Origin of the sequence: Nocardia asiatica NBRC 100129 (assembly GCF_000308415.1) — a bacterium.
Lineage (GTDB): Bacteria > Actinomycetota > Actinomycetes > Mycobacteriales > Mycobacteriaceae > Nocardia > Nocardia asiatica.
In genome coordinates this window covers 20,094-44,217 of sequence record NZ_BAFS01000082.1, presented here as the reverse complement: position 1 = coordinate 44,217, position 24,124 = coordinate 20,094, and the positions used below count along the sequence as shown (strand labels likewise).

Sequence of the window (24,124 nt, the reverse complement as noted above, 5' to 3'; positions counted from 1 at the left end):
TCCCCGCCGGTGACGTCGAACAGCCCGTAGACGCTGATGTCGCGCGCCGCTGCGGCCTCGCGGTCCACCGCGGCGAACTCTCCTGCGGCGGCGCCGTATCCGAGGAAACGCCCGCCGTCCGCGGTGGCCGTGAGGGCGGCCTCGCCGAGCGCGCCGCCCGCCCCGTCGAACACGACGTGCGCGCCCGCTCCCCCGGTCGCGGCGCGCGCCTTGGCCGCCCAGTCGGGTTCGGAGTAGTCGACCACCTCGTTCGCTCCGAGTCGCTGGGCGAGTTCGAGCTTCGCGGCGCCGCGTGCGGCGGCGACGACGTTCGCGCCCGCCGCGCGGAGGAGCTGGATCAGCAGGATTCCCAGTCCACCGGCCGCGGCGGTGATCAGTACCCATTCGCCGGGCCGGACCGCGGCGCGGTCGAAGACGGCGAGCGCCGTCCTGCCGTCGTGGGCGAGAGCGACAGCTTGCGGCGCGGTCAGCCCGTCGGGCAAGGCGACCAGTGTGTCCACCTTGGCCAGTGCTTTCTCGGCGTATCCGCCGATCGGCAAGCCACCGCCGATGCCGCTGGCCGCGGTCGGCGTCGACACCCGCTTGCCCACCCAGTCCGGGTCGACGCCGGGGCCGACCGACGCCACCACACCGGCGACAGCGCCGCCGGGCACATAGGGCAGCTCGATCTTGAAGAAGTCGGTGCCCCAGCCGCCGCGCAGCCGGGTATCCAGGAACATCACATCCGCGGCGGCCACGTCGACGACCACCTCTCCCGGTCCGGCCACCGGATCCGGTAGCTCTCGCACCACGAGCACTTCCGGTCCACCGAACTCATCGGCTTGTACAGCCCGCATGACGCACCCTTCGTTGTTCCTTGCCGTTTCGGACGAAGATCAGCATGGAACCTGAAGGGCAGTTGAGGTCAAGTCGTGTCAGGAACCGCCGCCACAGCTGGAACTACTGCCCCCGCCACAGCTGGAGCTGCTGCCCCCGCCGCAACTGGAACTGCTCCCGCCACTACAGCTGGAGCTGCTCCCCCCGCCACAACTGCTGCCGTGGTGGTGATGGTCGTGGTGGTGATGCCCGCCTCCGCCGTGCGGTTGGTCGAAGCCGCCGATCAGACCGGCGCCGCCGGCTGCCCAGAACGGATCCGTTGATCCCCCCTCGTTGTGTCCCCCGACTCGCCACCCACCGTAGGGCGGCGGTGGAAACCGATCGCGTTGCGATCGCAGGACGACGATTACGACGATGATCGGAACCGCCACGAGGAGCAGCACCATCAACAGGATGAACAGAACGATGAGTGCGCTCATGTCAAGACGGTAGCCGTCCATGGGGCCGCACGTACAGTGAACTGTGGTGAACTTCAGGTTCCGTCGATCCGCGGCGGGCGAGATCGATCTCGCGACCGTGCGCGCCGCGGTCGAGGCACTGGAATTGCCGGAGGCCGTCTTCAAGACCTGCCCCTGGCAGCCGCGAGCGCTGGTGGCCGAGGGATTGCGGCAGTGGCTGCTGTGCTGCGGCGCCGCCATGCGTGACGACCAGGTGATCGGCATGCCGTCGCACGCGGTGGACGAGGCGTGGCACGGGTTCATCCTGTGCACCAAGCGCTACGCCGAGTTCTGCGCGCGCGCCTACGGCCGCTTCCTGCACCACTTCCCGGAAGGCGCCGGGCCGCCGATCGATGCGCACGGAACCATGGCCGAGCAGCTCGGCCGCACCGTGGTGGCGTGGTCGTTCGTGGCGGCTCCGGGCGAGGAATGCGTGCTCTGGGATCTGGATCGGCGGGTGGGTGTGGAGCAGCCGTGGGGCATCGGGCCCGAGCGAGTCGTGGCGATCGAGGCCGAACTCGCCCGCACCCTCGCCTGAGTCAGGTGAGCTTCACCCGCGCCGCCAGGAATCGCACGACAGCGGGCGTGAGCCGCCCGAAGTGATACTGCAGGTGAGCCTCCGGCGTCACCGGCACGATGCTGCGATCCCGCTGTAGGGCGCGCACGATCTGCTCGGCCACCTTCTCCGGGCCGTAACGGCGCATGCGGTAGAGGTTGTCGTAACGCTCTTGCTTGCGCTTCTCCTCCTCCGCGCTGACGCCGGAGAACCGCGTGCGCGCCACGATATTGGTGTGCACGATTCCCGGGCAGATGGTGTGCACGGAGATTCCGCGCGCGGCCAGTTCCGCACGCACGCAGTCGGAGAACATGAACACCGCCGACTTGCTGGTGGAATACGCGCTGAACCCCTGCTGCGGGCTGTAGGCCGCCATGCTGGAGAGGTTCACGATGTGCCCGCCGAGGCCGCGCTCGGCCATGGCGGGCCCGAAGGCACGGCAGCCGTTCACCACACCGCCGAGGTTGATCCGCATCACCCGGTCGAAGTCGGCCGACGACGTTTCGAAGAACCCACCGGCCTGGCCGATCCCGGCGTTGTTGATCAGGATGTCCGGGACGCCGTGGTCCTGCAGCACCGTCGCGGCGTGCGATCGCATCTCGTCCTCGTCGGCGACGTCCAGCCGATAGACATGCGCTACACCGTTTTCGGCGGCGATCAGCTCGGCGGTCTCCTTCGCTGCGGCGAGGTCGATGTCGGAGAGCACGATCTCGGCGCCGCGGCGGGCCAGTGCGAGGGCGGTGGCACGGCCGATGCCGCTGCCGCCGCCCGTGATGACGACCAGCTGGTCGTCGAACGGCCGTGCGGACCGGCCGGTTTCGGCGCGGCGCAGCGTGCGCGGCGGCTGCGCGCCGCCGAGGGTGTCGATGAGTTCGGTGGTCGCGGTGGCCAGCAGTTCCGGATGCGAGAACGGCATCCAGTGCCCGGCGCGCACGTCGCGCCGCCACAGCCGTTCGGTCCACTTGTGTTCGTCGTCGAATCCCGCGGGACGCACGGCGACGTCGCGCCCGGCGACGATCAGCTGCACCGGCACCTCGGTGCGCCGCTCGCGGGGCGCGAGCATGCGCCGCACGATGTTCGCGCGGTAGATCAGCAAGCCGTCGACCAGGTCGGCGCGGAAGGTGGGCCCGAGACGCACATTCGACGGCGCGGTCTCGTTCATGACCGAGACCACTTGCCGCCAGAAGCGTTCGGTGCCGATCAGGCCGAAGGCGGCGCGCGGCAGCACGGGTGTCATGAAGAAGAAGGTGTACGCCGACGACAGCAGCTGGGTGAACGGCTGCCATACGTTGCGCGGCGTCGGACGCGAGAGCCTGCTGCGAATCCACTTGCCGACGTGATCCAGGTTCGGGCCCGACACCGAGGTGAACGACGCGACCCGGGCGGCGGCACGCGGCTCGCACACCGCTTCCCACACCTGCACCGAACCCCAGTCGTGCGCGAGGACGTGCACCGGCCGGTCGGGGCTCACGGCGTCGGCGACCGCGTAGAAGTCGGCGGCCAGGCGGTCCAGCCGGAAGTCGTCGGTACGCCGGGTGCGGGTGGAGCGCCCGTGCCCGCGAGTGTCGTAGGCGACCACGTGGAACCGGCGAGCCAACAGTGGCGCCACCGCGTCCCAGAGGTGGTGGGTATCGGGCCAGCCGTGCACCAGCACGACGGTTTCCGCGGTGGGATCACCGTATTCGTAGACGGCGAGGTCGAATTCACCGCTGCGCACGGTGCGTTCGGCCACCGGAAGTGGTTCGGTGGTGGTCATCGGGTTTCTCCTTGACGGACCGGAGGGCGGGTCACAGATCGAGCACGAGCCGCCCGCCGTCGGCGCGTGAGACGCACACGAGCATCTCGCCCGCCTCGTATTCGGCGGCGGTGAGCACCGTGTCGCGGTGGTCGGGTTCGCCTGCCAGCACCCGCACCTTGCACGTGCGGCAGAAGCCCTGCCTGCACGAGTACGGGCGGTCGGGACGAGAGGCGAGGATCGTGTCGAGGGCGCTGCGGTCCGCGCCGACCTCCACAACCTCACCCGTGGAGGCGAACTGGATCTCGAACGGCTTCCCGTTCACGATCGGCGGTGGTGAGAATCGTTCGGAATGCAGCTCCACATAGGGCGTTCGACGCACTGCGTCGGCGATCACGGTGATCATCGGCGCCGGGCCGCAGCAGTAGATCGCGGTATCGGATCCGACGCCGGGCAGCAGGTCGCTCGCGTCGGGCAGCCCGTGCGCGTCGTCCGTGCGCACGACTACGCGGTCGCCGAATCCCGCGATCTCGTCGAGGAACGGCAAGGTGTCACGGCTGCGCCCGGTGTACACCATCGACCATTCGATCCCCAACCGGTGCGCCAGCCGCGCCATCGGCAGGATCGGCGTGATCCCGATGCCACCGGCCACGAAATGCGGACGATCGGCCGCGGATCCGTGTCCGGGCACGGCGAACGGGAACGCGTTACGCGGCCCGCGCACCACGATCGGCGACCCCACCGCGAGGGCATCGTGCACCTCCACGGAACCGCCGCCGCCTTCCGGGATGCGACGCACCGCCACCCGGTAGGCACGAAGGTCGGCGGGGTCGCCGCACAGCGAGTACTGCCGCAGCCGGCCGGAGGGCAGTTCGAGGTCGAGATGGGCACCGGGCCGCCAGGACGGCAGCACGCGCCCGTCGGGGGCGGCCAGTCGCAGGCTCACCACGTCCTGATCGCGCGCCTCGATCCGCCGCTCGGTGACCACCAGCGCCAGCCGCCGGTCGTCCACCCTCGGCCGTGGATCGCGCCGGTTGACCAGCGTGGTCCAGCGCAGTCGCGCCGAGGCCACCGCGTCGAGCACCCGCACGGCGCGGTCGCGCTCGCGCTTGCCGAACAGGTCCGCGGGTAGTTGGCCGGGAACGGGCAGCCTCACGAGGCGATCGCCTGCGCCGCCGGGGATTTGGCCAGGTAGGCCACCGCCTGCGCGGTGGAGCCGACCGTCTCCGGGTTGTAGCCGGGCTGGAGCGTGCTCAGCGCGCTCCACAGCAGCGAGGGGACGCCGGGCAACGCGCCGCGCCACATCGCGCCGAAGACCCGCGCCAGCAACCGGGGATAGCCGAGATCGGGAAGCTCGCGGTCCTGGTGGACCATGAATTTGGTGCCGCGCACCACCAAGGTCAGGAAGATCGGGAACACCAGCAGCATGAGGGCCGCGCGCCGCACGTATCCGGCGCCGAAATAGACCGCCACGTCGTGCGCGACGTGCCGGTGCTCGACTTCCTCCGCTCCGTGCCAGCGGAACAGGTCCGCCATGCGCGGATCGGCGCCGAACCGTTCCAGGTCCGCGTTGAGCACCCAGTCGCCGAGGTAGGCGAAGAAGTGTTCCAGGCACGCGATGAAGGCCAGCCGCTCGACCAGCACCTGTCGTTCGGCGACGCCTTCGACATCCCGCGGTCCGAGCGTCCTGCGGAACAGGTACTCGGCCTGGCGCAGATAGGGCCCGGGATCGATGCCGTGCACGGCGAGCACTTCGTGCAGCACCTTGTCGTGCGTCTCGGCGTGCATCGATTCCTGACCGATGAAGCCGAGCATCGCCTCACGCAGCTTTTCGTCCCGCACGTAGGGCAGTGCCTCGGCATACGTGGCACAGAACATCCGCTCGCCCTCGGGAAGAAGGAGGTTCAGCGAATTGATCAGGTGCGAGGCGATGGGCTCGCCGGGCATCCAGTGCAGCGGCGTGCCCGCCCAGTCGAAGCGCACGTTGCGGGCGTGCAGCGCCACGGCGCCGGGGTCTGTCTCGGGTCGCCGCCCGGCCTTGCGAAGTAGCTTCATCGGTACTCCTCGATCCTCACTCGCCACCGCGCGATTCCTACATGTCCGTAGTAAGGACTATACACATACATGGAACTTTCGGTAACACACAAAAGCGCATTGCGCACTGTACGGTGACACGACTTCGCGACAGTGGTCACACCGGCGATTTCCGACCCGAAATTAGAACGCGTTCTAGTAGGCTTTCGCTATGGAACGATTGACCGGATTGGATGCCAGCTTCCTGTACTTCGAAACCGGGACCCAGCATCTGCACGTGTGCGCGCTGCTGCTCCTCGACCCGTCCTCGGGCGACTACTCGTTCGAGGGTTTCAAAGCCGAACTAGCCCGGCGACTTCCCCTCATTCCGCAGATGCGCCGCCGCTTGTACGAGGTGCCGTTGCACCTCGACCATCCCGTCTGGGTGGAGGACCGGAATTTCGACCTCGACTACCACCTGCGCCGCATCGCGATCGCCGCGCCGGCCGGGCGGCGCGAACTCGCCGAACTCGTCGGGGACATCGCCAGCCGTCCCATGGATCGCGACCGCCCGCTCTGGGAGATGTCCGTGGTGGAGGGCCTCGACGACGGGAAAGTGGCGGTGATCTGCAAATACCACCACGCCGCGGTGGACGGCATCACCGGCGCCAACCTGATGATGCACCTGTGCGACCCGGAGCCGGGCGTCACGAAGACGGTGCCCGACGACGAGTGGCGCCCCGAACCCGAGCCAAGCGACTGGCAATTGCTGGCCGAAGCGGTGGTGAAGTTCCCGACCCGAGCGGGCATCGTCGGCATGCTGCCCAAGACGGTCGGCGTCGTCGCCGGATTCGCGCAGCGCCGCCGGGAGAACAAGGCGGGCATGGCGATACCCTTCTCCGCTCCGCGCACGCCGTTCAATCTCGCCATCACGCCGCATCGCACGGTCGCGTTCACCGAGGCCGAATTGGACGCGGTCAAGGAGATCCGCTCCGCCTTCGGCGTCAAGGTGAACGACGTCGTGCTCACCGTGGTCGCCGGCGCGCTGCGCGCCTATCTGACGGAGCGCGGCGAGCTGCCGGACCGCTCGCTCATCGCGTCGGTTCCGGTGTCGGTGCACGAGTCCACCCGGCATAAGGCGGGGGTCAACAAGGTGTCGACGCTGTTCGCGCGGCTCGGCACCGACCTCGCCGACCCGGTGGAACGCCTGCGCGAGGTGGCCGAGAACAATCGCGGAGCCAAGGAAGAGCACGAAGTGATGGGCGCGGACTTCCTGCAGGACTGGTCGAAATACGCCCCGCCGAACACCTTCCGGCTCGCGGCCAGGATGTACTCCTCGCTCAAGCTGGCCGAGAAACACCCCGTGGTGCACAACCTGGTGGTGTCGAATGTGCCCGGCCCGCCGATGCCGCTGTACTTCCTCGGCATCCGGGTGGACGGGATGTACCCGTTCGGGCCGGTGTTCCACGGCGCGGGCCTGACGGTCACTGTGCTGTCCAACAACGACAAACTGAACTTCGGCTTCATCGCCTGCAAGGAACTGGTGCCCGACATCGCGGCGCTCGCCGACGCCGTACCCGGTGTGGTCTCCGAACTGCTGTCCGCGGCGCGGAAATCGGGCTAGCCCCGGCGTCCTGTCCGCCACCGCCGTCGGACAGGACCGATCAGATCTTCGCGGCGACGGTCTCGCAGGCTTCGAGCAATACGGGAACGAAACGGTCGGCTTCCAGCACGCAGGAAGCGTGCCCGGCCTCGACCAGGTGCGTGCTCGCCCCCGGGATCAAGGTCGCCATCTCCACCTGCCGATAGACCGGAATCGCCCGGTCCCGGGTCGTGATCACCACGGCCGTCGGCATCCTGAGCTCCGGCAGCCACGCCGTCGCGTCGAAGCGCCCGACCGCTGCGAGCACTTGGGTGAGCGCCCACCCGCTGGTGCTGCGGAACTCGTCGAGCGCCCAGCGATTCAATCGGCCCGGCGTCCAGGTGACCTCCGGAAGCTCGGGTAGGCGGCCCGCGAGCTTCTCGGCACGGCGATAGGAATACGGCTCGACCGCCGCGGCCAAGACGCCGAAGGTGCGGTGAAAAGCGTGCTCACGCCATTTCTCCCGAAATCTGTACGGCGTCGCGCAGAGCACCAGACCGCTCACCCGGTCCGGATGACGACGCCCGGCCAGCAGGCTGACGATCCCGCCCAGCGAGAACCCCGCGCACATGGCCCGTTCGACCCGCAGCGCGTCGAGGACCGCCGCGACGTCGTCGGCACAGTCCTCCAAGGTGAACCGCTCGGAGCGGATGCCGCGCCCGTGCCACCGCTGGTCGAAGAGGATCACGCGATATCGCTGGGCCAGGGCGGCAAGTGACGGGAACCAGGTGAGGTAGGCGGTGCAGGCGGTGGCGTGCAGGAGCACCAGCGCGGGCGCGTGCTCCGGACCGGGGATGTCGACCACGTAGGTCCGGCCCCGCCCCGGCAGTTCGACCAGTCGGCCACCGGCCACCTCGGCGATGTCCGGCACCCGGAAACGTGCGCCGAACCGCGCCACGCTGCGGCCGGGGTTCGTCATGGCGCACCTCCCTGGCGGTCTCGCGACTAGAACACGTTCTATCCGATCATGGCACAGTCGCGCGCCGGGCGCGCCGAAGGCGGCGCGGCACCGGCCATCGCCACCGCCGAGCGCCCGCCTGGGCTACTGTCGCGAGACGCGCGCACAGGACGCGCTTCTGTAACGTGTTACAGGAGAAGTTCGAGAGACGGAGGTACCCCGGATGGGGCGGTTGACCGGCAAGGTGGCGTTGATCAGCGGCGGAGCGCGCGGCATGGGCGCGGCGCACGCCAGGGCGCTGGTCGCCGAAGACGCGCGCGTGGTGCTGGGCGACGTGCTCGACGACGAGGGCGCCGCGGTCGCCGCGGAACTCGGCGACAACGCGGTCTACGCGCACCTCGACGTGCGCGAGCCGGACGACTGGCGCAAAGCCGTGAGCGAGGCGGTGGAGCGGTTCGGTTCGCTGAGTGTGCTGGTGAACAACGCGGGCATCGCGAACGGCAACCTGCTCGTCGCGTTCGAGCTGGCCGAATGGCAGCGGATCATCGACATCAACCTCACCGGCACGTTCCTCGGCATGCAGGCCGCGACCCCCGCGATGATCGAGGCGGGCGGCGGCTCGATCATCAACATCTCCTCCGTCGAGGGCATGCGCGGCAGCCCCGGCCTGCACGGCTACACGGCCACCAAGTTCGCCGTGCGCGGGCTCACCAAGTCCACCGCGCTCGAACTGGCGCAGTACAAGATCCGGGTGAATTCGGTACACCCCGGCCTGATCCGGACCCCGATGACGGAGAACATCCCCGAGGACTTCCTGCAGATCCCGCTCGGTCGCGCCGCCGACCCGGCCGAGGTCTCCGCCCTGGTGACCTTCCTGGCCAGCGACGAATCGTCGTACTCGACCGGAGCGGAGTTCGTCATCGACGGCGGCCTCACCGTGGGCGTTCCGCACAAGAGCTTCGGCTGAGTCACCCGCGGGTGGCGAGCACGGCGAGCGGCGGCAGCGACACCAGCGCGGCGCACGCGATCAGGGTGCTCCACTTGTAGGCCACCAGCAGCGCGGCGAATTCGCGCAGGAACGCGCTCGGCAGGTAGTAGAAGGCGGTCCTGGCACCGGTCACCTCGGCGTCGAGGTCGAGGCGGCGCGCCAGGATCGCCGTGCGCAGAATGTGGAAATTGCTGGTCACCAGCACCATTCGGGTTGTGGGGCCGCGCTCGCCGAGCAGCCGCTTGGTGAACAGCAGATTCTCCTCGGTGGTGCCCGACCGGTCCTCGAGGATCACGCGGTCGCCGGGCACCCCGTGGTCGATCAGGTAGTCCGCCATCGCCGCCGCTTCGGAGACCTCCTCGTCGGATCCTCGACCGCCACTGGCGATCAGCAGCGGTTCGCGGCCCCGCTCGGCTTCGCCGCGGTAGACCTCGATCGCCCGGTCCAAGCGCGCCGCCAACAGCGGCGGCACGTCGCCGTCCACCAACCCGGCGCCGTGCACGACGATCGCGTCCATCTCAGGACGGTAGGACAGCAATCCGTAGCACAGCGAATACACCAGGAATGCCGCGAACAGGAAACCGATGTAGCTGATCGACATCGTCAGCGATGCCAGAAGCACAACCACCCAGAGGCTTTCGGTGAGCAGTGCGAGGGCGAGCACGACGTACGGCGCCAGCAGCGCGATGCCGAGCCCGAGCGGCAGCAGATTCGGAAGACGCCAGCCTTCACGGCGTACCAATTGCACGCCGTTGGCTATCGACAGCCCTGCCGGCACCAGTATCAGCAGCGGCGACAAAAGCACGAACAGTGGGGCGAGCACGACGGGCAGATCACCGTCGGCGACCAGGCTCACTACCCACGCGCCGACGAACGCCGTCCCCAGTAGCAGGTACACACCGTGACCCAACCGCCTGCGGTCCCTGCGGAATCGCACTCCGAACACACCGAGCAGGACCACCCCGACGACCAGCAGAAGCACCGGGTCACGGTAGCCGACGGGTGAGCGGAGCGCCCGGCGGCGCGGCTTCCTCGGCCTTTTCCGATCGTCCCCTAAAGTGTGCAGGTCCGGGAATCGGCCGCAGGCGACCGGTATCCGGAGCATTCGACTTCAGCACACCAGCGTTTCGGAACAGCACATCGTGACGAATGGGAGTCGCCGAAAGCCATGCTTCGATTGGTCATCGCCACCGCCGTGGCCGCGCTCTGTCTGATCACACCGCAGGGTCTGATCACACCGCAGGCCGTGGCGCAGCCGATCTATCCCGAACCCGATCCGGACCCGTTCTACGCCACTCCGGCCGGGCTCGACCGCGCCGCGCCGGGCGAGGTCCTCGCGGTACGGCCGATGCCAGGACTGATCGCGTTCCCCGGCGCGAGGGTCACGATGGTCAAGTTCCGCTCGACGAACTCCGCGGGCGAGCCGATCGCGGCCACCACCACCGTGCTGACCCCGCCGAATGCCGCCCCTGGCGGGCCGCTGTTGTCCTATCAGCACATCATCAACGCCCTCGGCACCCACTGCGCGGTCTCCCGCGTGCTCTACACCAGCGACCCCAACCTGGCCGTGCGCGAAGCACCCGCGCTCAATGCCCTGCTGCTGCGCGGCTGGTCGGTCACTCTCCCCGACCATCTCGGGCCCACCAGCGCCTACGGCGCCGCGAAGCTCGGCGGCATGATCACCCTGGACGGCATCCGCGCCGCGCGGCGAGTCGCGGAGCTGGGCCTGGCCGACAGCCGCGTCACCATGCTCGGCTACTCCGGTGGCGGCATGGCGACCACGTGGGCGGCCGCGCTCGCGCCGACCTACGCGCCGGAACTGCCGATCATCGGCGCCGCCGCGGGCGGAGTGCCGATGAACCTGGTCAAGATGATCGAGGGCCTCGGCTACGCGCCGCATGCGGCATTCGGCCTCGCCTTCGCCGCGGCCATCGGACTGGAGCGGGAGTACCCGGCCCGGCTGCCGGTGAGCGATTACCTCAACTCGGCCGGGCTGTCGTTCCGCGACCGGATCGCCGACAGTTGCACCAACGAGATCCTGCTGGCCGGTGCGGGCCGCGGCATCGTGGACGTCGCGGCCTCGCATTCGCTGGCCGAAGACGAGCGCGCACGCGGCGTGCTCGAGGAGAACAGCCTGGAACTCTACGAGGGCATCCCGGCCGCACCGGTCTACCAGTGGCGCGCGGAGCACGACGCCTTGATCCCGGTCGATTCGATCGACGCGACGGTACGGCGATACTGCGAGGCGGGCGTTCCGGTGCAGTACGAGAAGTTCTCCAGCCCCGACCATCTGTCCACAGCGGTGCTGGGAGTGCCGTCGGCACTCGCATGGCTGGAAGCACGCTTCTACGGTGTGCCCGCGCCGAGTAATTGCTGAGTGGTCGCGATTCGGCGCGCGGGTCGCCGACGGGCGCGATCGGCCGTGCGACTGCCGCGCGAGGCTCTACGCTGGACCGCATGGTCACCATCATCGGTGGAGGAATCGCCGGGACCGTTCTCGCCGGAGCCCTTGCCGCCCAGCGGATTCCGGTACGTGTCTATGAAAGCCAGCCCTCCGTCGGCGCGGGCGCCTTCCTCGTGCTGGACGACCGTGCGCACGCCGCACTGACCACCCTCGGGGTGTCCGCCGACCGGCTGGACGAAGTCGCGCATCCGGTCGACGCCTTACGGGTCGAATACCAACCGGCCGAGGCTCGTTTCGGGCCGAGCCGGGGCCATCGGCTGTACTTGCGTGCCGAACTCATGTCGGTGCTGACCGATTTCGCCACTGCCACAGCGGCGGAATTCCATTACGACACCACCGTGACCGACATCGACGAAGGCGTGCTGTCCAGCGGCGATACCCGGTTACCCACCGACGAGGTCGTCATCGCGGCCGACGGCATCGACTCCCTCGCGCGTCAGCGCATCGAACCGGAACGCGTCCCCGAGTACGCGGGTCAGGTCGTCTTCTACGGTCGCACCGAGCGGCCTCGAGCGTTGCGCACCAAGAGCGCGGTGTTGCACTTCGACGGCCGGATCGGCGAAGACGGGCGGCCGACCGGCGCTTTCGGTCACTACTGGGACGAGACGATTTCCGTCTGGTTCGCCAGGGTCACTCGCCCCGCCCTTCCCCCGCAAGACCTCGGATTCCATCCGGCAGCGCGATGGGCCGAACTCGTTCGTACCACCGCCCCCGGAATCTCGGACGTTGTCGATCTCTTGCTCGCGGAGACGCGAACCGTGCACGTCTCGAACGCGCGCAACGTACCTTTCGCCGCCGCTGCTCCCCCACGGCTTCCGCTGATCCTCTGCGGCGACGCCGATCACGCCATCACCCCTGCCGAAGGAGTCGGCGCGCGCGACGCGATCGAGGACGCGGCAGCCATCTTTCGAGCCTTGACCACGGGTTCCTCGCTCGCGGAGGCGATGGCGGCCCGGCGGCGGCAGATCGCCGCCGACCGGGAACGGGTGGTGCCACCCTACCGCCGCACCGGGGACTAGGCGTCCTTGCTGCTCTCGTAAGCGCTCTGCCGCGCTTCGTCGAGATCGGCTTCCGAACGCGCCTTGGCGGCCTCGGCTTCCTTCTGCGCCGCCTCCCGCTGGGATTCGGCCTTGTCCTGCTGCGCGCGACCCTCTTTCTTCAGGTCTTCGTCACCGGTGATGACGCCCGCAGTCTCCTTCGCCTTGCCCTTGATGTCCTCGACGACACCTTCGACAGCTTCCCGGGGTCCGCTCTGATGCTCCGGCATCGCATACCTCCCAATCACTAGTCGGCTGACATCCGCCGCATACCCGGGTCGGTGCGGATCAATCAGCCTGTGACCGCGGCCACGTGTCCTATCCAGAACTCGTGCCTGGGTCCATACACACACTGCTACCGGAGAATTGGCGAGTTTCCGTTGGCACCTGTCGTAAATGCCCCTGGGAGAGGGCAGCCGACTGGATAGTTTCGGTTGCGAAGCCGCCCCACCGCATCAGGAGTGACCGATGGCAACCTATATCGCACCGGTGTTGATCGGCATCCTGTACGCGCTGGCGATGTCCCTGATCCCCGAACCGCAACGCCGCCGCTTCAACGCCATCATGGTCGCCGGCGCGGGCGCCGCCTACCTCAGCGGCGGCGGCTTCGGCGGCTGGGAATTCGCCTTCACCGCCGCAGTCACCTACTGCGCCTACCGCGGCCTCGAATCCTGGACCTTCATCGGCACGGCCTGGCTCCTGCACACCGCCTGGGACCTGCTCCACCACCTCAAAGGCAACCCCATCATCCCGTTCGCCCACGACTCATCCCTCGGCTGCGCCATTTGCGATCCGGTGATCGCGGTGTGGTGCTTCTGCGGCGGGCCATCGCTGTTCCACCTTCGGCGCAAAGCCGTTGTTCCCTGAATCACGTTGTATCGCTTGCATTAGGCGGCGGACAACCAGCGCAATTCGCGGTGGTCGCGAGTTGTCGTTTACAGGCCCAGACGGAGTCCTCAATCCCAGGGAGCGGGACCGGTCCCGGAGTTCCATGCGGCCAGTGCGCGGTTGTCGACGAGTCGAATACCGCTTCGGGCTGCTGTCGCGCGAGCGGGCCCGGTGAAAGACGCTGTCGCGACCAGGGCAGCGATATCGAACTGGTGCCAGGTCATCAATCCACCGACCAGCTGGTGCATCTCCCGGTCCCCGACCCGCCGATTGTGACCAGTAGGGACTGCACCAGTCAACGTAGCCCGCTCCGTTCAGGAGCGGACTACTGGGCGTTGCGGAGACTACGGTTTGTACCCGTCGGCGCAACGATTTGACTGTGCGGTCAGCTCGCGCGGTACCGCGCCAGAACCTGCTTCACGGCATCCGTGACCGGTGGCTCTTCGACCAGGCTGGTCCAGGTGTAGGCGTCGTGTTCTGTCAGTTCCACGGGCGCGGCATGGCCGACGTCGACGGTGAAGTTGAACTGTCGACTCTTCTTGCCACTGCCGGACTGGTAATCGAACTCGCCGAGGTAGTTCGTGACGGCGGTGACCTCAAGGCCGGTCTCTTCCTTGACTTCCCGGATGAGGGCTTCGTCGATGGATTCGCCGGGATCGACTTTGCCACTCGGGAGTTCCCAGATCCCACCCATGAAGTCGTCGGCGGCGCGTTGCAGTAGAAGGACTTTGCCGCCGTGCTGGACGACGGCACCGACGACGAGTTGCTGTACCTCGTCCCGGTCGGCTTCACGTGTCAACTTCTCCAGCAGTGTTGTCTCGATCATCGAGCCCTATCCTTTCAGGTCGGCGTGGTGGGTGATCACTTTGTGCAGTGCTTCGATGTAGCGGTCGACGAGCGGCAGGTCCTCGTCTCGATGCCAAACAGGGAGCTTGAGAGTTGCGTGGTGCAGCGCTTCCGCCTGCGGGTAGTCACCGGGGGCGTAGGCCAGTTTGCCGGTGAACGCGGGGAACAGCGGACCTGGCACTTGGAACAGCGGCAGGAGATTGAGGGGGCAGGTTGATCCTGGTCGGTCGAACTCAGTGCAGCCCTCGGCCTGCAATGCGGCGTGGAAGCGCTCCACAGGCACGTCATCGAAGAATTCACCGTGGTAGAGGATCGTGAGTCCGTACCAGGCTGGTCGGGTGTGCGGTTCGTGCCAGGTGATGGTCAGGCCGGGCTCGCGCTGGAGTTGGTCGTGGATGTGCTCGGCGATGCGTTGACGTCCTGTGAGGTAGTTATCCAGATGTGGAAGTTGTTCCAGCGCGAAGGCTGCGGCCAGCGGGTGGATGCGATGTTTGAGTCCCATCCCGGTCAAGACGTAGCGGCTGAGGTCGGAGCCGGCTGGGATTTCGTTTCGGCACCGCTTGTTGTACTGGCCGTGCAGCAAGACGCGGTGGTACACCTCCTCGTTATCGGTGAGGATGAAGCCGCCTTCTCCTGCTGACAGTGGTTTCGGCCCGTTCATGCTGAACGCGGCGGCTTGTCCGAACGTGCCGAGCTTCTGCTCACCGATGCTTGCCCCGTGAGCGTGGGAAGCGTCTTCGAGCAGCAGTAAGCCATGAGCATCCGCCACGGTTTTCAGGCGTCGAATTTGCGCGGGTATCCCCCACATATGCGTTACCACGATGGCTTTGGTTTGCTTGGTAATGCGTCGCGGCAGGTCGACCGGATCGAGGTTGCCACTGGCGTCGCAATCGGCGAGTACGGGGGTAGCGCCCAAGTGCAGCAGCGGTGTGGCGGTGGCGAAGAAGGTATACGCAGGGACAATCACCTCATCACCTGGCCCGATGCCGCAGGCGGCGTACATGGAGTACAGCGCAGCGGTGCCTGAGCTGGTGAGGACGGCATAGCGGGTACCGAAGTAGTGCTGTAGCGCGTCTTCGAGTCGGGCGATGACACCGGAGCGGTCGTAGATCGAGATGCCCTCGTCGAGCTGATCGAGGATGGCGATGCCGGTGGCCTCGGTCAGTGGGGGCCATGCAAAGTGCGGTGCGGTTTCGGTTATGACGGGTGGGCCACCGAGCAGCGCCAGTGGTGAGGTCACAAGAGCTCCTTGGGATTGATGTGGGTGTGGGTGCGTGCGGCCTCGTAGCAGGCGGTGACGAAGGCCATGTGAGCGAGGTTTTCGGCGGGACCGCTGAGGTTCGGTCGCGTGCCGTCGATGACTCGGTGGAAGTAGTCGATCTGGCAGGCCGCGGCTGATGGCCAGGCTTGTTCCCGACGCAACGACTCGATGACCTCGCCGCTGTTGGTCAGCCGGCGGATGCGGCCGCGTTCCAGATGTACGACGCCGTCAGACCCGACGAGCCGGATCTCTTCGGTCTTCGGCCCGATGAACCGCGAGAGCAGCAACGAGCCATAGAGGCCGCTGTCGTAGGAAAAGTGGACGAGCGCGGTGTCTTCGGCGTCATAGCGTCGGTCCGGCCGCGCACCGACCGACAGCTCGGCTGTGATGGTGTCGGGCAATCCGAAGTACCACAGGAGCAGGTCGATGAGGTGGTAGCCCATGTCGATCACGCAGCCGCCGCCCGCCTTGGCGGTCTGGCCGCGCCAGCCCTCGGATGGATCATCGACATGCACGGTGTAGCGGGCGTCGATCAGAAATGGCGTGCCGATCTGATCAGCGAGCTGCGGGAAGCTCGTATAGATCGGATTGAATCGCCGTTGCAGCGTGACCATCAGCTCGATGCCGGACCGTTCGCACAACTGCGCCAGTCCGTTGGCCTCGACCAGGTCGGTGGCGAACGGCTTCTCCTTGAGGACGTGGACCTTATGCTCCGCGGCCGACTCGATCACCGCCCGACCGACATCGTGCGGCACGCAGACCACCACGAGGTCGAGCGCCTCGGCCTCGAACATTTCGCGATGATCGGCGAAGCCGGGCACCTGATGCACTGTTTCCTGCTCGCGCACGACACTCGCATCCTCATCACAGACGGCGGCCAGCTCGACGTGGTGCGAGGCTACGAGTGCTGGAAGGTGATCGTTGATCGCCTGGCGCCCGAGGCCCACCACACCGGCTCGTAGTGTTGTGCTGCGGTCAGCGATACGGCGCGATGTTCGCCATCCGGATTCGATGTCCAGGCGGCTGATGCGCGACACCGGTGCCGCGCCGAGCGCACCTCGAACCGATTCACATGGTCTCATTCGATCCCCCAACTGATCGTCGTGCAGACGGCCCCTGCGTATGGGAGCCGTCGTCTCAGCCTCACGCACGCGACGCGTCTAGAAGAGGGCAAGTTACGGGGCAGATAATCTGCCCGACCGAGCGTCGGTGCTGCTGGATAGACTGAACCGACCGATATCGGCGAGGGGACGCATGCAACCGAACGTGCAACTCCAGCAGCGACGAGAAGCGACTCCGTCGCGAGTGACACCTGGTCAGGTGATGGGCCGCGCCGAGCTGGCCGAGGCCGTCAACACCTACATCTGGCACCAGCACGGTCAGCGCCGCGAACTCGATGCCCACACCATCGCCCGCTACGAGCGCGGCACCGTCCGCTGGCCCAACAAGCTCTACCGCGAAGCGTTCCGCGCCATCCTGCAGGCGACCGATAGCGAACTGGGCTTCGTACCGAATCCCAGGCGCCGCGAAACGCCAGCAATGCCGGACCGCACGCTCGCAATCAACCTGTTCAGCCCTTTCGACCCAGCCAGCGGTCCTGCCCACTATTTCGGCCCGGATGTCGAGGATAAGCCGATCGGCCGTGTCGGCATGATCGAGGTCATCAACATCCAAACAGCTACCCGCACAATCGCGTCCGCGGAGAACCTCCGTGGCGGCGGCTCGATCAGCCTTATCGCGGGCAGACAACTTGGCCGCTTCGCGCGGCTACTCGATGCGAAGGCGTCGCCGAGCACCCGCAGGGCCCTGCTCGAAGCGATTGGCAACCTCGGCAGCGTCGCCGGATATGCAGCCTTCGACATCGGCGATCACGCCGCGGCTGACCGAAGGTTCCGGCTCGCACTCTGGTGCGCCGACACAGCCGGATCCTGGGAACTGCGCGCCAGCACGCTCGCCGACATGGCACGCAAGATGGCATATGTCGGCAACGCTGATGGCGGATTATCGCTCATCGAGCTGGCCCAGGTGCGATCCGACCGGCTGTCCGCCACAACCCGCGCCATGCTCAGTGCCCTACGCGCCCAATACTTGGCCGCCATGAAACGACCCGACGAAGCACTCTCCGAAGTGGCACGCGCCGACGAATACTTCGCCCAGCGCAGCCCCGCCACCGACGCTCCCTGGCTGTGCTTCTACGACGAGGCCGAGCACCTCGGCAGCACCGGCAAGGCCCTGATCCCGATCGCACAGGCGCAGCACCGAATCGATCTGGCCGCACCAAGAATCCAGCGGGCCGTCGAACTTCAATCCGCGGAATACCCCCGCTCCCAAACGTTCTCGCTCACCCGACTGGCAACATTGACCATGCAGCTCGGCGATCCGAAGGAAGCAGTCGCCCTGGGAATCCGTGCCGCCGCACAGGCCAGCCAGCTCGATTCCCATCGCATCCACAACGAACTGCAGCGATTGGCCGCTGCTTCGTCACCTCACCGGCGAATGCGCGATGTCGTGGAACTGCGCGAGGTCATCACCAGCCGATGTCCGGCGAGAGCAGCGCCATGACTGCCACAACGGTATCCAGGGAAGTACTGGCGAAAGCCGCCCAGCAAGCCGGGCTCAAGCTGCATCAGCCAGAGGCAATCCGCGAAGGATCTCACGCCATTTACCGGATCAGTGACATCGTGGCGCGGATCGGAAGGCGCGGCAGCCTGGAGGATGCCGAGCGAGAACTGCGCGTATCGGGATGGCTCAATAGTTCCGGCATCCCGACCGTGGAGGCGGTATCGGAACTGCCTCAGCCGATCGTTGTCGACGACCGCCCCGTCACCTGGTGGCACCTCATCCCGGAACATCGGCCAGCCACGCCTGCCGAACTCGGAGCCATGCTCCGTGCGTTCCATTCGTTGACACCGCCAGCCGATTTCGAGCTGCCGAGATACGACCCCTTCGGTGATCTTCGCGAGCGATTGGCGACCGCTGGCGTGGTGGACGTCGACGACCGAACGTGGCTGCTGGCACGCTACGACGAGCTGCGTAAACAATATGACGAGCTGCCAGATCCTCTGCGCCTCAGTGTTATTCATGGCGATGCCTGGCAAGGCAACCTGGTCGTGCCCCCATCAAATATTCCGACGGTGCTGGATCTCGACAAGGTGTCGCTTGGCCGTCCGGAATGGGATCTCGTGCAACTGGCCGTTGACTACACCGACTTCGCGCGAGTCCCCGACGCCGACTACCTGTCCTTCGTGAGCACCTATGGTGGCTACGACGTCACGACCCGGCCAGACTTCCGCGTATTCGCCGATATCCAAGAACTCAGATGGGTCGGGTTTGCCCTCGAACGAACCTGCGCAAGCAGAACTGCTGCGACGCAGGCGAATCATCGAATCGCGTGCCTCCGCGGAGCAGTGCCGCTGCCGTGGCAGTGGGAAGCGCTGTAACGACGGTGTCACCAGAACGCCCCCGTGCCCGCATAGGCGGCGATCACACAGTCCATTCGGCGCAGTCGCGCGTATCTCAGTGTACAGCGGAGGGACGACACAGTCAGCTTCCACGACTGTGACCGTGAGAGCCTCCGATTATTGGCCGAGGGCGTGTGAGATCCGGTCATCGGTGAATGCAGCTTGCAGCGCATCCGGCTGAGATTAATAGAACCGATGACGCAGACCTTGACGTCACGATAGCGAATTCAACGTGGTCGACGCTGTGCCTGAGGCTGCACAGTGTGGTCAGCTCGTTCTGCACGTCAGCGCTCCGCGCCGCCGCACACGCTGACCATATAGCATTTCGAACTAGTTGATCAGCTAATACTGATGATGATGGCGACGGTGTGCCGTTCAGACCGCACGTTGATGTGTATGTGCTCGGCTGCACCCTCCACTCCCCATGCGATCAGTCCAGTGACAAGGCCCGCAAAAATGGCGCCCGGCATCTTGGCGGGGTTCGTCGTCCAGGCCGAACTCCGACCAGGGGCTGGCTCAGCTGATGTGCGGCTGGGGGACTCTGCCCCCGGTGCGATTGTGCGGTTCTCCTCCAATGCCTGTCTCTTGTTCTGCATGCGCCAGCCCCGCATGGACCGATCCCAGCCGATCATGCGATGAGCAGGTCGGCCAGCATGGTGGCCTCGATTTCTGCATGTTCGGCTGTGGCGCTGTCGAACAACCTTCGCATCTCGGCCGTAGTGATTCCGTTGGGGGAATCGATTCCGGTCAGTAGCGTCGCCATCTCCGTCGGGGTGAAGTGTCTTCCGTCGTCGTGAAGCAGCAAATGCGCTGCAGCATGGGCCATTACAGCGCGATTCAGCATCGGTTTTGGACTGTGTCGATAGAACACCAACCAATCGTGCTGGCGGGCAAACGCCAACTGGCACCACCCCCCCATTTGCTCCCGCAGCGGCAGCCATACAACACTGCGGTCTATTTCGCGTTCAAGCGACGCGGAGAGGTCCGCCGTGGTCCAATCGCGGGGCAACGCCAGTCGGTCGACTAGGCCATGCATATCGGCCTTCTTCCCTGGCAGTTGGTTTATCAGAAACTCGGCGAGCCGCCGCTGTGCGGCAAACACACGCTCCTGCTCATGCCAGCAGGCTGCCAGCACATGCTGATCATCCGGATGCGCGACGATCTCGCGGATCCTGGCCAGCGGCAAACCCAGTTTTCGGAGCCGCCCAATGCGGCGTGCCTGTGGCAGTTGTGTCAACGCATACCATCGGTAGCCGCTATGCGAATCGACGCGCGCGGGCAGCAATATTCCCAATTCCTCATACTGTAGTAACGCCTTCCTGGACAGCCCTGCCAGATGGCCGAACGCCCTGATAGCCAGCAACACCATTGCCTCCTACTCCACGGAATTTCCTTGTTGTCGAGAGTGCCGTCGCCCCCAAGGGACAGGTCAACTTCCACGTTGCCCAGCTCACCAATACGAGTGTTCGCCGATCAGCGCTCGGCAGCCTGCGTGTGTGGGAAGCCACCACCTCCCGCATCGACGCCCACCTCAAGCGCATCGTGCTCGACGGCCACCGCGAGAGGGCGCGCCGACAGCGGGTCATCCTCTCGGAGATGATGAGCATGGCCGTCCACCACGACGCCATCGACCGCAACCCCGTCCGCGAAATCGCAGATCTGCCCCGCAAGCGCCAGAAGCCGCGCGCGGCCGACCTGGAGACCCCTCGCCGAGCTTCGGACCCAACTCCAGGATTGGGTGGACGGGGAGCTCCTCGATGGAGCGCCTAGCTACACCTACGGCCCGAGACGCAACCCTCAAGTCCTCGATGTCGCCGACGTCGAACTCGGCACCGGCCCGCGCCCCGGCGAAGCACTCGCCCTGCGCTGGTGTGATGTCGATCTGGGCGCCCAGCCGCCGCGAATCATCTTCTCCGGCACGATCGTCCGCATCAAAGGCAAGGGCCTGATCCGCCAGGAATGGACCAAGACCGACTCCGGCTACCGGACCGTCGTCCTACCTCAGTTCGTTGTCGACACCCTCCGCCGCGTCAAAGCAGAGGCCATCGAGAACGAACCGGACCTCGTCTTCCCCAACCGCGACGGCGGCATCTGGGACCCCCACAATTTCAACCGGCTGTGGCGTCAAGCACGCGGAGAGAAGTTCGCATGGGTCAGCCCCAAAACCTTCCGCAAGACCGTCGCATCCCTCATCGCCGACCAATACGGCCCCCAAGCCGCCGCCCAGCAACTCGGCCACGCCAACGACTCCGTCACCAAACGCCACTACATCGACCAACCGACCGAAGCACCCGACTTCACCGCAGCCCTGGGACGCCTCGCGGGATGAAAACGTGTCGTTTCCGTGTCGTTCGACCCCCCCGAAACGGACAAAACCAGGGTCGAACTGATACGTTCGCCCTGGTCGCAGCTCCCCCATCTGGACTCGAACCAGAAACCTGCCGATTAACAGTCGGCTGCTCTGCCAATTGAGCTATAGGGGATTGCCCTTGGCTCGTCCGGTTGGTATCGGGCGGGCCGAGGAGAAACTCTAGCGTATCGCTGGGCGGGAGCCCAAATCGTGGCGCTACCTGCTGAGTTGTCCCGGGGGACGAGGTCGGGGCTGGGGGGATCCGGATCGACAGGCGGGAGGGGCTTCGGGCAGGATGGGGGCGGCGAACTGGCAACTGGGAGGAGCACATCGAGATGCTGCGGTTGATCATCGGCGTGGCGGCCGGGTACGTACTCGGTAGCAAGGCCGGGCGGGCTCGCTACGAACAGATCAGCGCCGCGACCCGCGCGCTGACCGAGAGCCCGGTGACCCGCAAGCTCGTGCTCGTCGGCAGGCAGAAACTGGCGGACAAGCTCAGTACCCGCCCCCGCCTCGAGCCCATGGAGCCGCTGGACGAGCGGACCACCGTCTTGGTCCCGCACGACCAGCTCCGCCGCTGACCTGGAGCTTTCCGCCCGACGAGCGGATTCCTCGCACGCCTGGAGCAATGTGCGAGGAATCACGCCGAGGAAGTAGGGGTCCTAGGCCCCGGTGGCGAAGTCCCCGTGGTTGCCCATCGCCTGGGTGAGCAGGCTCTTGCGGTACTGCTCCAGGGCCACGAGGTCGCCGAAGAGGGCGAAGTAGGCGTCCGGCTGTTCGGTCGAGGAGACCCGCTGGAGCTTGGACTTGAGTTCGGCGATCTGCCTGCCCACCCAGGCCTCCTGGGTGCGTGCCAGCACACCGGCGACGAAGCGCGGGATATCGGCCTCCGTTTTCACCGGTAGCGGCTCGTTGGCCAGTTCCGACAGCATGGCGCGCACGGTCAGGTCGTCGGTGCGGTCCGCGACGGCGTTGACCCACTCGGCGCCGCCCAGCCCGGCCGCCGTACCGCCCGCCTCCGCGATCAGCGTGCGCAGGACAGCGTAGGCGGGGTGGGTGAAGGCTTCGGCCTCGAGCGCGTCGAAACCCGCCCCCGCCATCGCCGGGTATTGGAGCGCGGCGGCCAGCGTCTGACGTTGCGGCAGGAGCGTGGGATCGTTCGGATTCGGCCGTGCCGCAGGGTGTTCGGCGACCACGTCACGCTGCGCGGCCGGAGGCGGGACACCCGGGCGGCCGCCACCGCTGCGGTGCCGCTTGGCTTCCTCGCCGACCCGGCGCACCACCGTCTGGATGTCGTCCCAGCCGACCCAGCCGGCCAGTTTGGTGGCGTAGGCCTTGCGCAGGGCGTTGTCCTTGATCTGGGCGACCACCGGCACCGCGCGGCGCAACGCCTCCACCTGCCCCTCGGCAGTGTCCAGATTGTGGTCGGCGAGCAGGCCGCGAATCACGAACTCGTACAGCGGGGTTCGGCGGGCGACCAGGTCGCGCACGGCCGCGTCACCGGAGTGCTGCCGCAGTTCGCACGGGTCCTGCCCGTCCGGAGCGATCGCGATGTAGGTCTGGCCGGCCAGCTTCTGATCGCCGGAGAACGCTTTCAGAGCCGCTGCCTGGCCCGCGGCGTCGCCGTCGAAGGTGTAGATGATCTCCCCGCGCCAGAAGTTGTCGTCCATCATCAGGCGGCGCAGCAGGGCGAGGTGCTCGTCACCGAAGGCGGTGCCGCACGAGGCGACGGCGGTCTTCACCCCGGCCAGGTGCATCGCCATGACGTCGGTGTAGCCCTCGACCACGACCGCCTGGTGGCCCTTGGCGATCTCACGCTTGGCGTGGTCGAGGCCGAACAGCACCTGAGATTTCTTGTACAGCAGGGTTTCCGGCGTGTTGATGTACTTGCCGGGCATGGTGTCGTCGTCGAAGAGCTTGCGGGCGCCGAAGCCGATGACGTCGCCGGAGAGGTTGCGGATCGGCCACAGCAGCCGCCGGTGGAAGCGGTCGATCGGGCCGCGCTGCCCCTGCCGGGACAGCCCGGCCGCCTCCAGCTCCTTGAAGTCGAACCCCTTACGAAGCAGGTGCTTGGTGAGTTTGTCCCAACCGGCGGGGGCGTAGCCGCAGCCGAAATGGTGCGCGGCCGCCGCGTCGAAATTGCGCTCGGTGAGATACTTGCGCGCGGTCTCGGCTTCCGGCTCGCGCAGCTGGGCCATGTAGAACTCGTGCGCGGCCGCGTTCGCCGCGACCAGCCGGGACCGGGTGCCGCGGTCGCGCTGCACCGAGGTGCCGCCACCCTCGTAGTTGATCTGGTACCCGATCCGGTCGGCGAGCTGCTCGACCGACTCGACGAACCCGACGTGCTCGATCTTCTGCAGGAAGGCGAACACATCGCCGCCCTCGCCGCAGCCGAAGCAGTGGAACAGGCCGTGATTGGGCCGCACGTGGAACGACGGCGACTTCTCGTCATGGAACGGGCACAGGCCCTTCATGGAGTCGGCTCCGGCGCGCTTGAGGGCGACGTACTCGCCCACCACGTCTTCGATCCGGACGCGTTCGCGTATTGCCGCGATATCGCGATCTGGAAGTCGTCCGGCCACGGCAGTGAGTCTAGGCGAACGCGGGGCCGACGCGCCCGGGCGGCTCCGCACAGCGCGTCCGGCCGAACCGGCCCTCGACCGGCGTGGCCA

24 protein-coding genes and 1 tRNA gene are annotated in these 24,124 nt (G+C 66.8%); 11 read left to right on the top strand and 14 right to left on the bottom strand.

The annotated features are described in order from the left end of the window. On the bottom strand, positions 1-836 hold an 836-nt coding region (locus tag ON27_RS08420), incomplete at its 3' end, for a zinc-binding dehydrogenase (RefSeq protein WP_043722060.1). Positions 837-1,341: 505 nt separating this feature from the next. Between ON27_RS08420 and ON27_RS08415 the strand changes: the two genes are divergently transcribed. Next, positions 1,342-1,851 carry a glycine-rich domain-containing protein gene (locus tag ON27_RS08415; protein WP_373282752.1) on the top strand — a complete coding sequence of 170 codons (510 nt, stop codon included), beginning with the start codon at positions 1,342-1,344 and terminating at the stop codon, positions 1,849-1,851. Between the two features lies 1 nt (position 1,852). Here ON27_RS08415 and ON27_RS08410 read toward each other — a convergent pair whose 3' ends face one another. The 3 genes from ON27_RS08410 to ON27_RS08400 are packed head-to-tail and all read right to left on the bottom strand — an operon-like array spanning position 1,853 to position 5,659. Further along, positions 1,853-3,625, bottom strand: a complete 1,773-nt coding sequence (locus tag ON27_RS08410; RefSeq protein ID WP_043722053.1) for an SDR family oxidoreductase — start codon at positions 3,623-3,625, stop codon at positions 1,853-1,855. Positions 3,626-3,656: 31 nt separating this feature from the next. Then, a complete protein-coding gene (locus tag ON27_RS08405) occupies positions 3,657-4,754 on the bottom strand; it encodes a PDR/VanB family oxidoreductase (protein WP_373282753.1) in 1,098 nt (365 codons plus the stop codon). Between the two features lie 2 nt (positions 4,755-4,756). Next, positions 4,757-5,659, bottom strand: a complete 903-nt coding sequence (locus ON27_RS08400; RefSeq protein ID WP_043722048.1) for a metal-dependent hydrolase — start codon at positions 5,657-5,659, stop codon at positions 4,757-4,759. A gap of 190 nt (positions 5,660-5,849) precedes the next feature. On the opposite strand from ON27_RS08400, the gene ON27_RS08395 reads away from it, so the two are divergent. Then, on the top strand, positions 5,850-7,241 hold the full coding sequence (locus ON27_RS08395) for a WS/DGAT/MGAT family O-acyltransferase (protein WP_043722045.1): 1,392 nt from the start codon (positions 5,850-5,852) through the stop codon (positions 7,239-7,241). Positions 7,242-7,281: 40 nt separating this feature from the next. On the opposite strand, the gene ON27_RS08390 is transcribed toward ON27_RS08395, so the two are convergent. Then, complete coding sequence (locus ON27_RS08390; protein WP_051046347.1) at positions 7,282-8,178, bottom strand: alpha/beta fold hydrolase; 897 nt, start codon at positions 8,176-8,178, stop codon at positions 7,282-7,284. Between the two features lie 202 nt (positions 8,179-8,380). Between ON27_RS08390 and ON27_RS08385 the strand changes: the two genes are divergently transcribed. After that, the gene (locus ON27_RS08385) at positions 8,381-9,124 is read left to right on the top strand and encodes a glucose 1-dehydrogenase (RefSeq protein ID WP_043722042.1); all 744 of its coding nucleotides are present in this window, start codon (positions 8,381-8,383) and stop codon (positions 9,122-9,124) included. A 1-nt stretch (position 9,125) separates the two neighbouring features. On the opposite strand, the gene ON27_RS08380 is transcribed toward ON27_RS08385, so the two are convergent. Continuing rightward, positions 9,126-10,127: a YdcF family protein gene (locus tag ON27_RS08380; protein ID WP_043722039.1), complete on the bottom strand. Its 1,002-nt coding sequence runs from the start codon at positions 10,125-10,127 to the stop codon at positions 9,126-9,128. Between the two features lie 186 nt (positions 10,128-10,313). Here ON27_RS08380 and ON27_RS08375 point away from each other — a divergent pair, with 186 nt between their 5' ends. Then, positions 10,314-11,522, top strand: a complete 1,209-nt coding sequence (locus ON27_RS08375) for a lipase family protein (RefSeq protein ID WP_083887437.1) — start codon at positions 10,314-10,316, stop codon at positions 11,520-11,522. A gap of 80 nt (positions 11,523-11,602) precedes the next feature. After that, entirely contained in the window at positions 11,603-12,628 is a 1,026-nt protein-coding gene (locus ON27_RS08370) for an FAD-dependent monooxygenase (protein WP_043722035.1), read from the top strand. On the opposite strand, the gene mbp1 is transcribed toward ON27_RS08370, so the two are convergent. Continuing rightward, positions 12,625-12,876, bottom strand: a complete 252-nt coding sequence (gene mbp1 / locus ON27_RS08365) for a microaggregate-binding protein 1 (protein WP_043722032.1) — start codon at positions 12,874-12,876, stop codon at positions 12,625-12,627. The two genes, ON27_RS08370 and mbp1, sit on opposite strands and share 4 nt — an antisense overlap. A gap of 238 nt (positions 12,877-13,114) precedes the next feature. Here mbp1 and ON27_RS08360 point away from each other — a divergent pair, with 238 nt between their 5' ends. Beyond that, positions 13,115-13,513 (top strand): DUF6010 family protein, encoded by a 399-nt coding sequence (locus tag ON27_RS08360; RefSeq protein ID WP_043722031.1) that lies wholly within the window; start codon positions 13,115-13,117, stop codon positions 13,511-13,513. A gap of 89 nt (positions 13,514-13,602) precedes the next feature. On the opposite strand, the gene ON27_RS45780 is transcribed toward ON27_RS08360, so the two are convergent. The 4 genes from ON27_RS45780 to ON27_RS08340 all read right to left on the bottom strand — a co-directional run bounded on the left by ON27_RS45780 (position 13,603) and on the right by ON27_RS08340 (position 16,678). Continuing rightward, entirely contained in the window at positions 13,603-13,833 is a 231-nt protein-coding gene (locus ON27_RS45780; RefSeq protein WP_373282751.1) for a restriction endonuclease, read from the bottom strand. Positions 13,834-13,919: 86 nt separating this feature from the next. Then, positions 13,920-14,360 (bottom strand): NUDIX hydrolase, encoded by a 441-nt coding sequence (locus ON27_RS08350; RefSeq protein WP_043722029.1) that lies wholly within the window; start codon positions 14,358-14,360, stop codon positions 13,920-13,922. A 6-nt stretch (positions 14,361-14,366) separates the two neighbouring features. Then, the gene (locus tag ON27_RS08345) at positions 14,367-15,620 is read right to left on the bottom strand and encodes a DegT/DnrJ/EryC1/StrS family aminotransferase (RefSeq protein ID WP_043722028.1); all 1,254 of its coding nucleotides are present in this window, start codon (positions 15,618-15,620) and stop codon (positions 14,367-14,369) included. After that, entirely contained in the window at positions 15,617-16,678 is a 1,062-nt protein-coding gene (locus ON27_RS08340; RefSeq protein ID WP_043722027.1) for a Gfo/Idh/MocA family protein, read from the bottom strand. The genes ON27_RS08345 and ON27_RS08340 overlap by 4 nt, the downstream gene beginning before the upstream one ends. A gap of 286 nt (positions 16,679-16,964) precedes the next feature. Here ON27_RS08340 and ON27_RS08335 point away from each other — a divergent pair, with 286 nt between their 5' ends. After that, a complete protein-coding gene (locus tag ON27_RS08335) occupies positions 16,965-18,203 on the top strand; it encodes an NsdA family TPR-like regulatory protein (RefSeq protein WP_043722026.1) in 1,239 nt (412 codons plus the stop codon). After that, on the top strand, positions 18,179-19,081 hold the full coding sequence (locus ON27_RS08330; RefSeq protein ID WP_245559865.1) for a phosphotransferase enzyme family protein: 903 nt from the start codon (positions 18,179-18,181) through the stop codon (positions 19,079-19,081). Before ON27_RS08335 ends, ON27_RS08330 begins: the two co-directional genes overlap by 25 nt. 649 nt (positions 19,082-19,730) lie before the next feature. Here the strand turns inward: ON27_RS08330 and ON27_RS39775 are convergent. Next, positions 19,731-20,471, bottom strand: a complete 741-nt coding sequence (locus tag ON27_RS39775) for a MerR family transcriptional regulator (RefSeq protein WP_051046346.1) — start codon at positions 20,469-20,471, stop codon at positions 19,731-19,733. Between ON27_RS39775 and ON27_RS43850 the strand changes: the two genes are divergently transcribed. Together ON27_RS43850 and ON27_RS08320 are read left to right on the top strand one after the other, a co-directional pair. Beyond that, the gene (locus tag ON27_RS43850) at positions 20,471-20,872 is read left to right on the top strand and encodes a phage integrase central domain-containing protein (protein ID WP_169334493.1); all 402 of its coding nucleotides are present in this window, start codon (positions 20,471-20,473) and stop codon (positions 20,870-20,872) included. The two genes, ON27_RS39775 and ON27_RS43850, sit on opposite strands and share 1 nt — an antisense overlap. Beyond that, complete coding sequence (locus tag ON27_RS08320) at positions 20,841-21,431, top strand: site-specific integrase (RefSeq protein WP_051046344.1); 591 nt, start codon at positions 20,841-20,843, stop codon at positions 21,429-21,431. Before ON27_RS43850 ends, ON27_RS08320 begins: the two co-directional genes overlap by 32 nt. Before the next feature lie 81 nt (positions 21,432-21,512). Here the strand turns inward: ON27_RS08320 and ON27_RS08315 are convergent. Next, positions 21,513-21,585 (bottom strand) — tRNA-Asn (locus ON27_RS08315). A gap of 202 nt (positions 21,586-21,787) precedes the next feature. Between ON27_RS08315 and ON27_RS08310 the strand changes: the two genes are divergently transcribed. Next, a complete protein-coding gene (locus ON27_RS08310) occupies positions 21,788-22,033 on the top strand; it encodes a hypothetical protein (RefSeq protein WP_043688781.1) in 246 nt (81 codons plus the stop codon). Positions 22,034-22,114: 81 nt separating this feature from the next. Here the strand turns inward: ON27_RS08310 and dnaG are convergent, their stop codons facing one another. Beyond that, on the bottom strand, positions 22,115-24,034 hold the full coding sequence (gene dnaG / locus ON27_RS08305) for a DNA primase (protein ID WP_043722025.1): 1,920 nt from the start codon (positions 24,032-24,034) through the stop codon (positions 22,115-22,117). Positions 24,035-24,124: the final 90 nt, after the last annotated feature.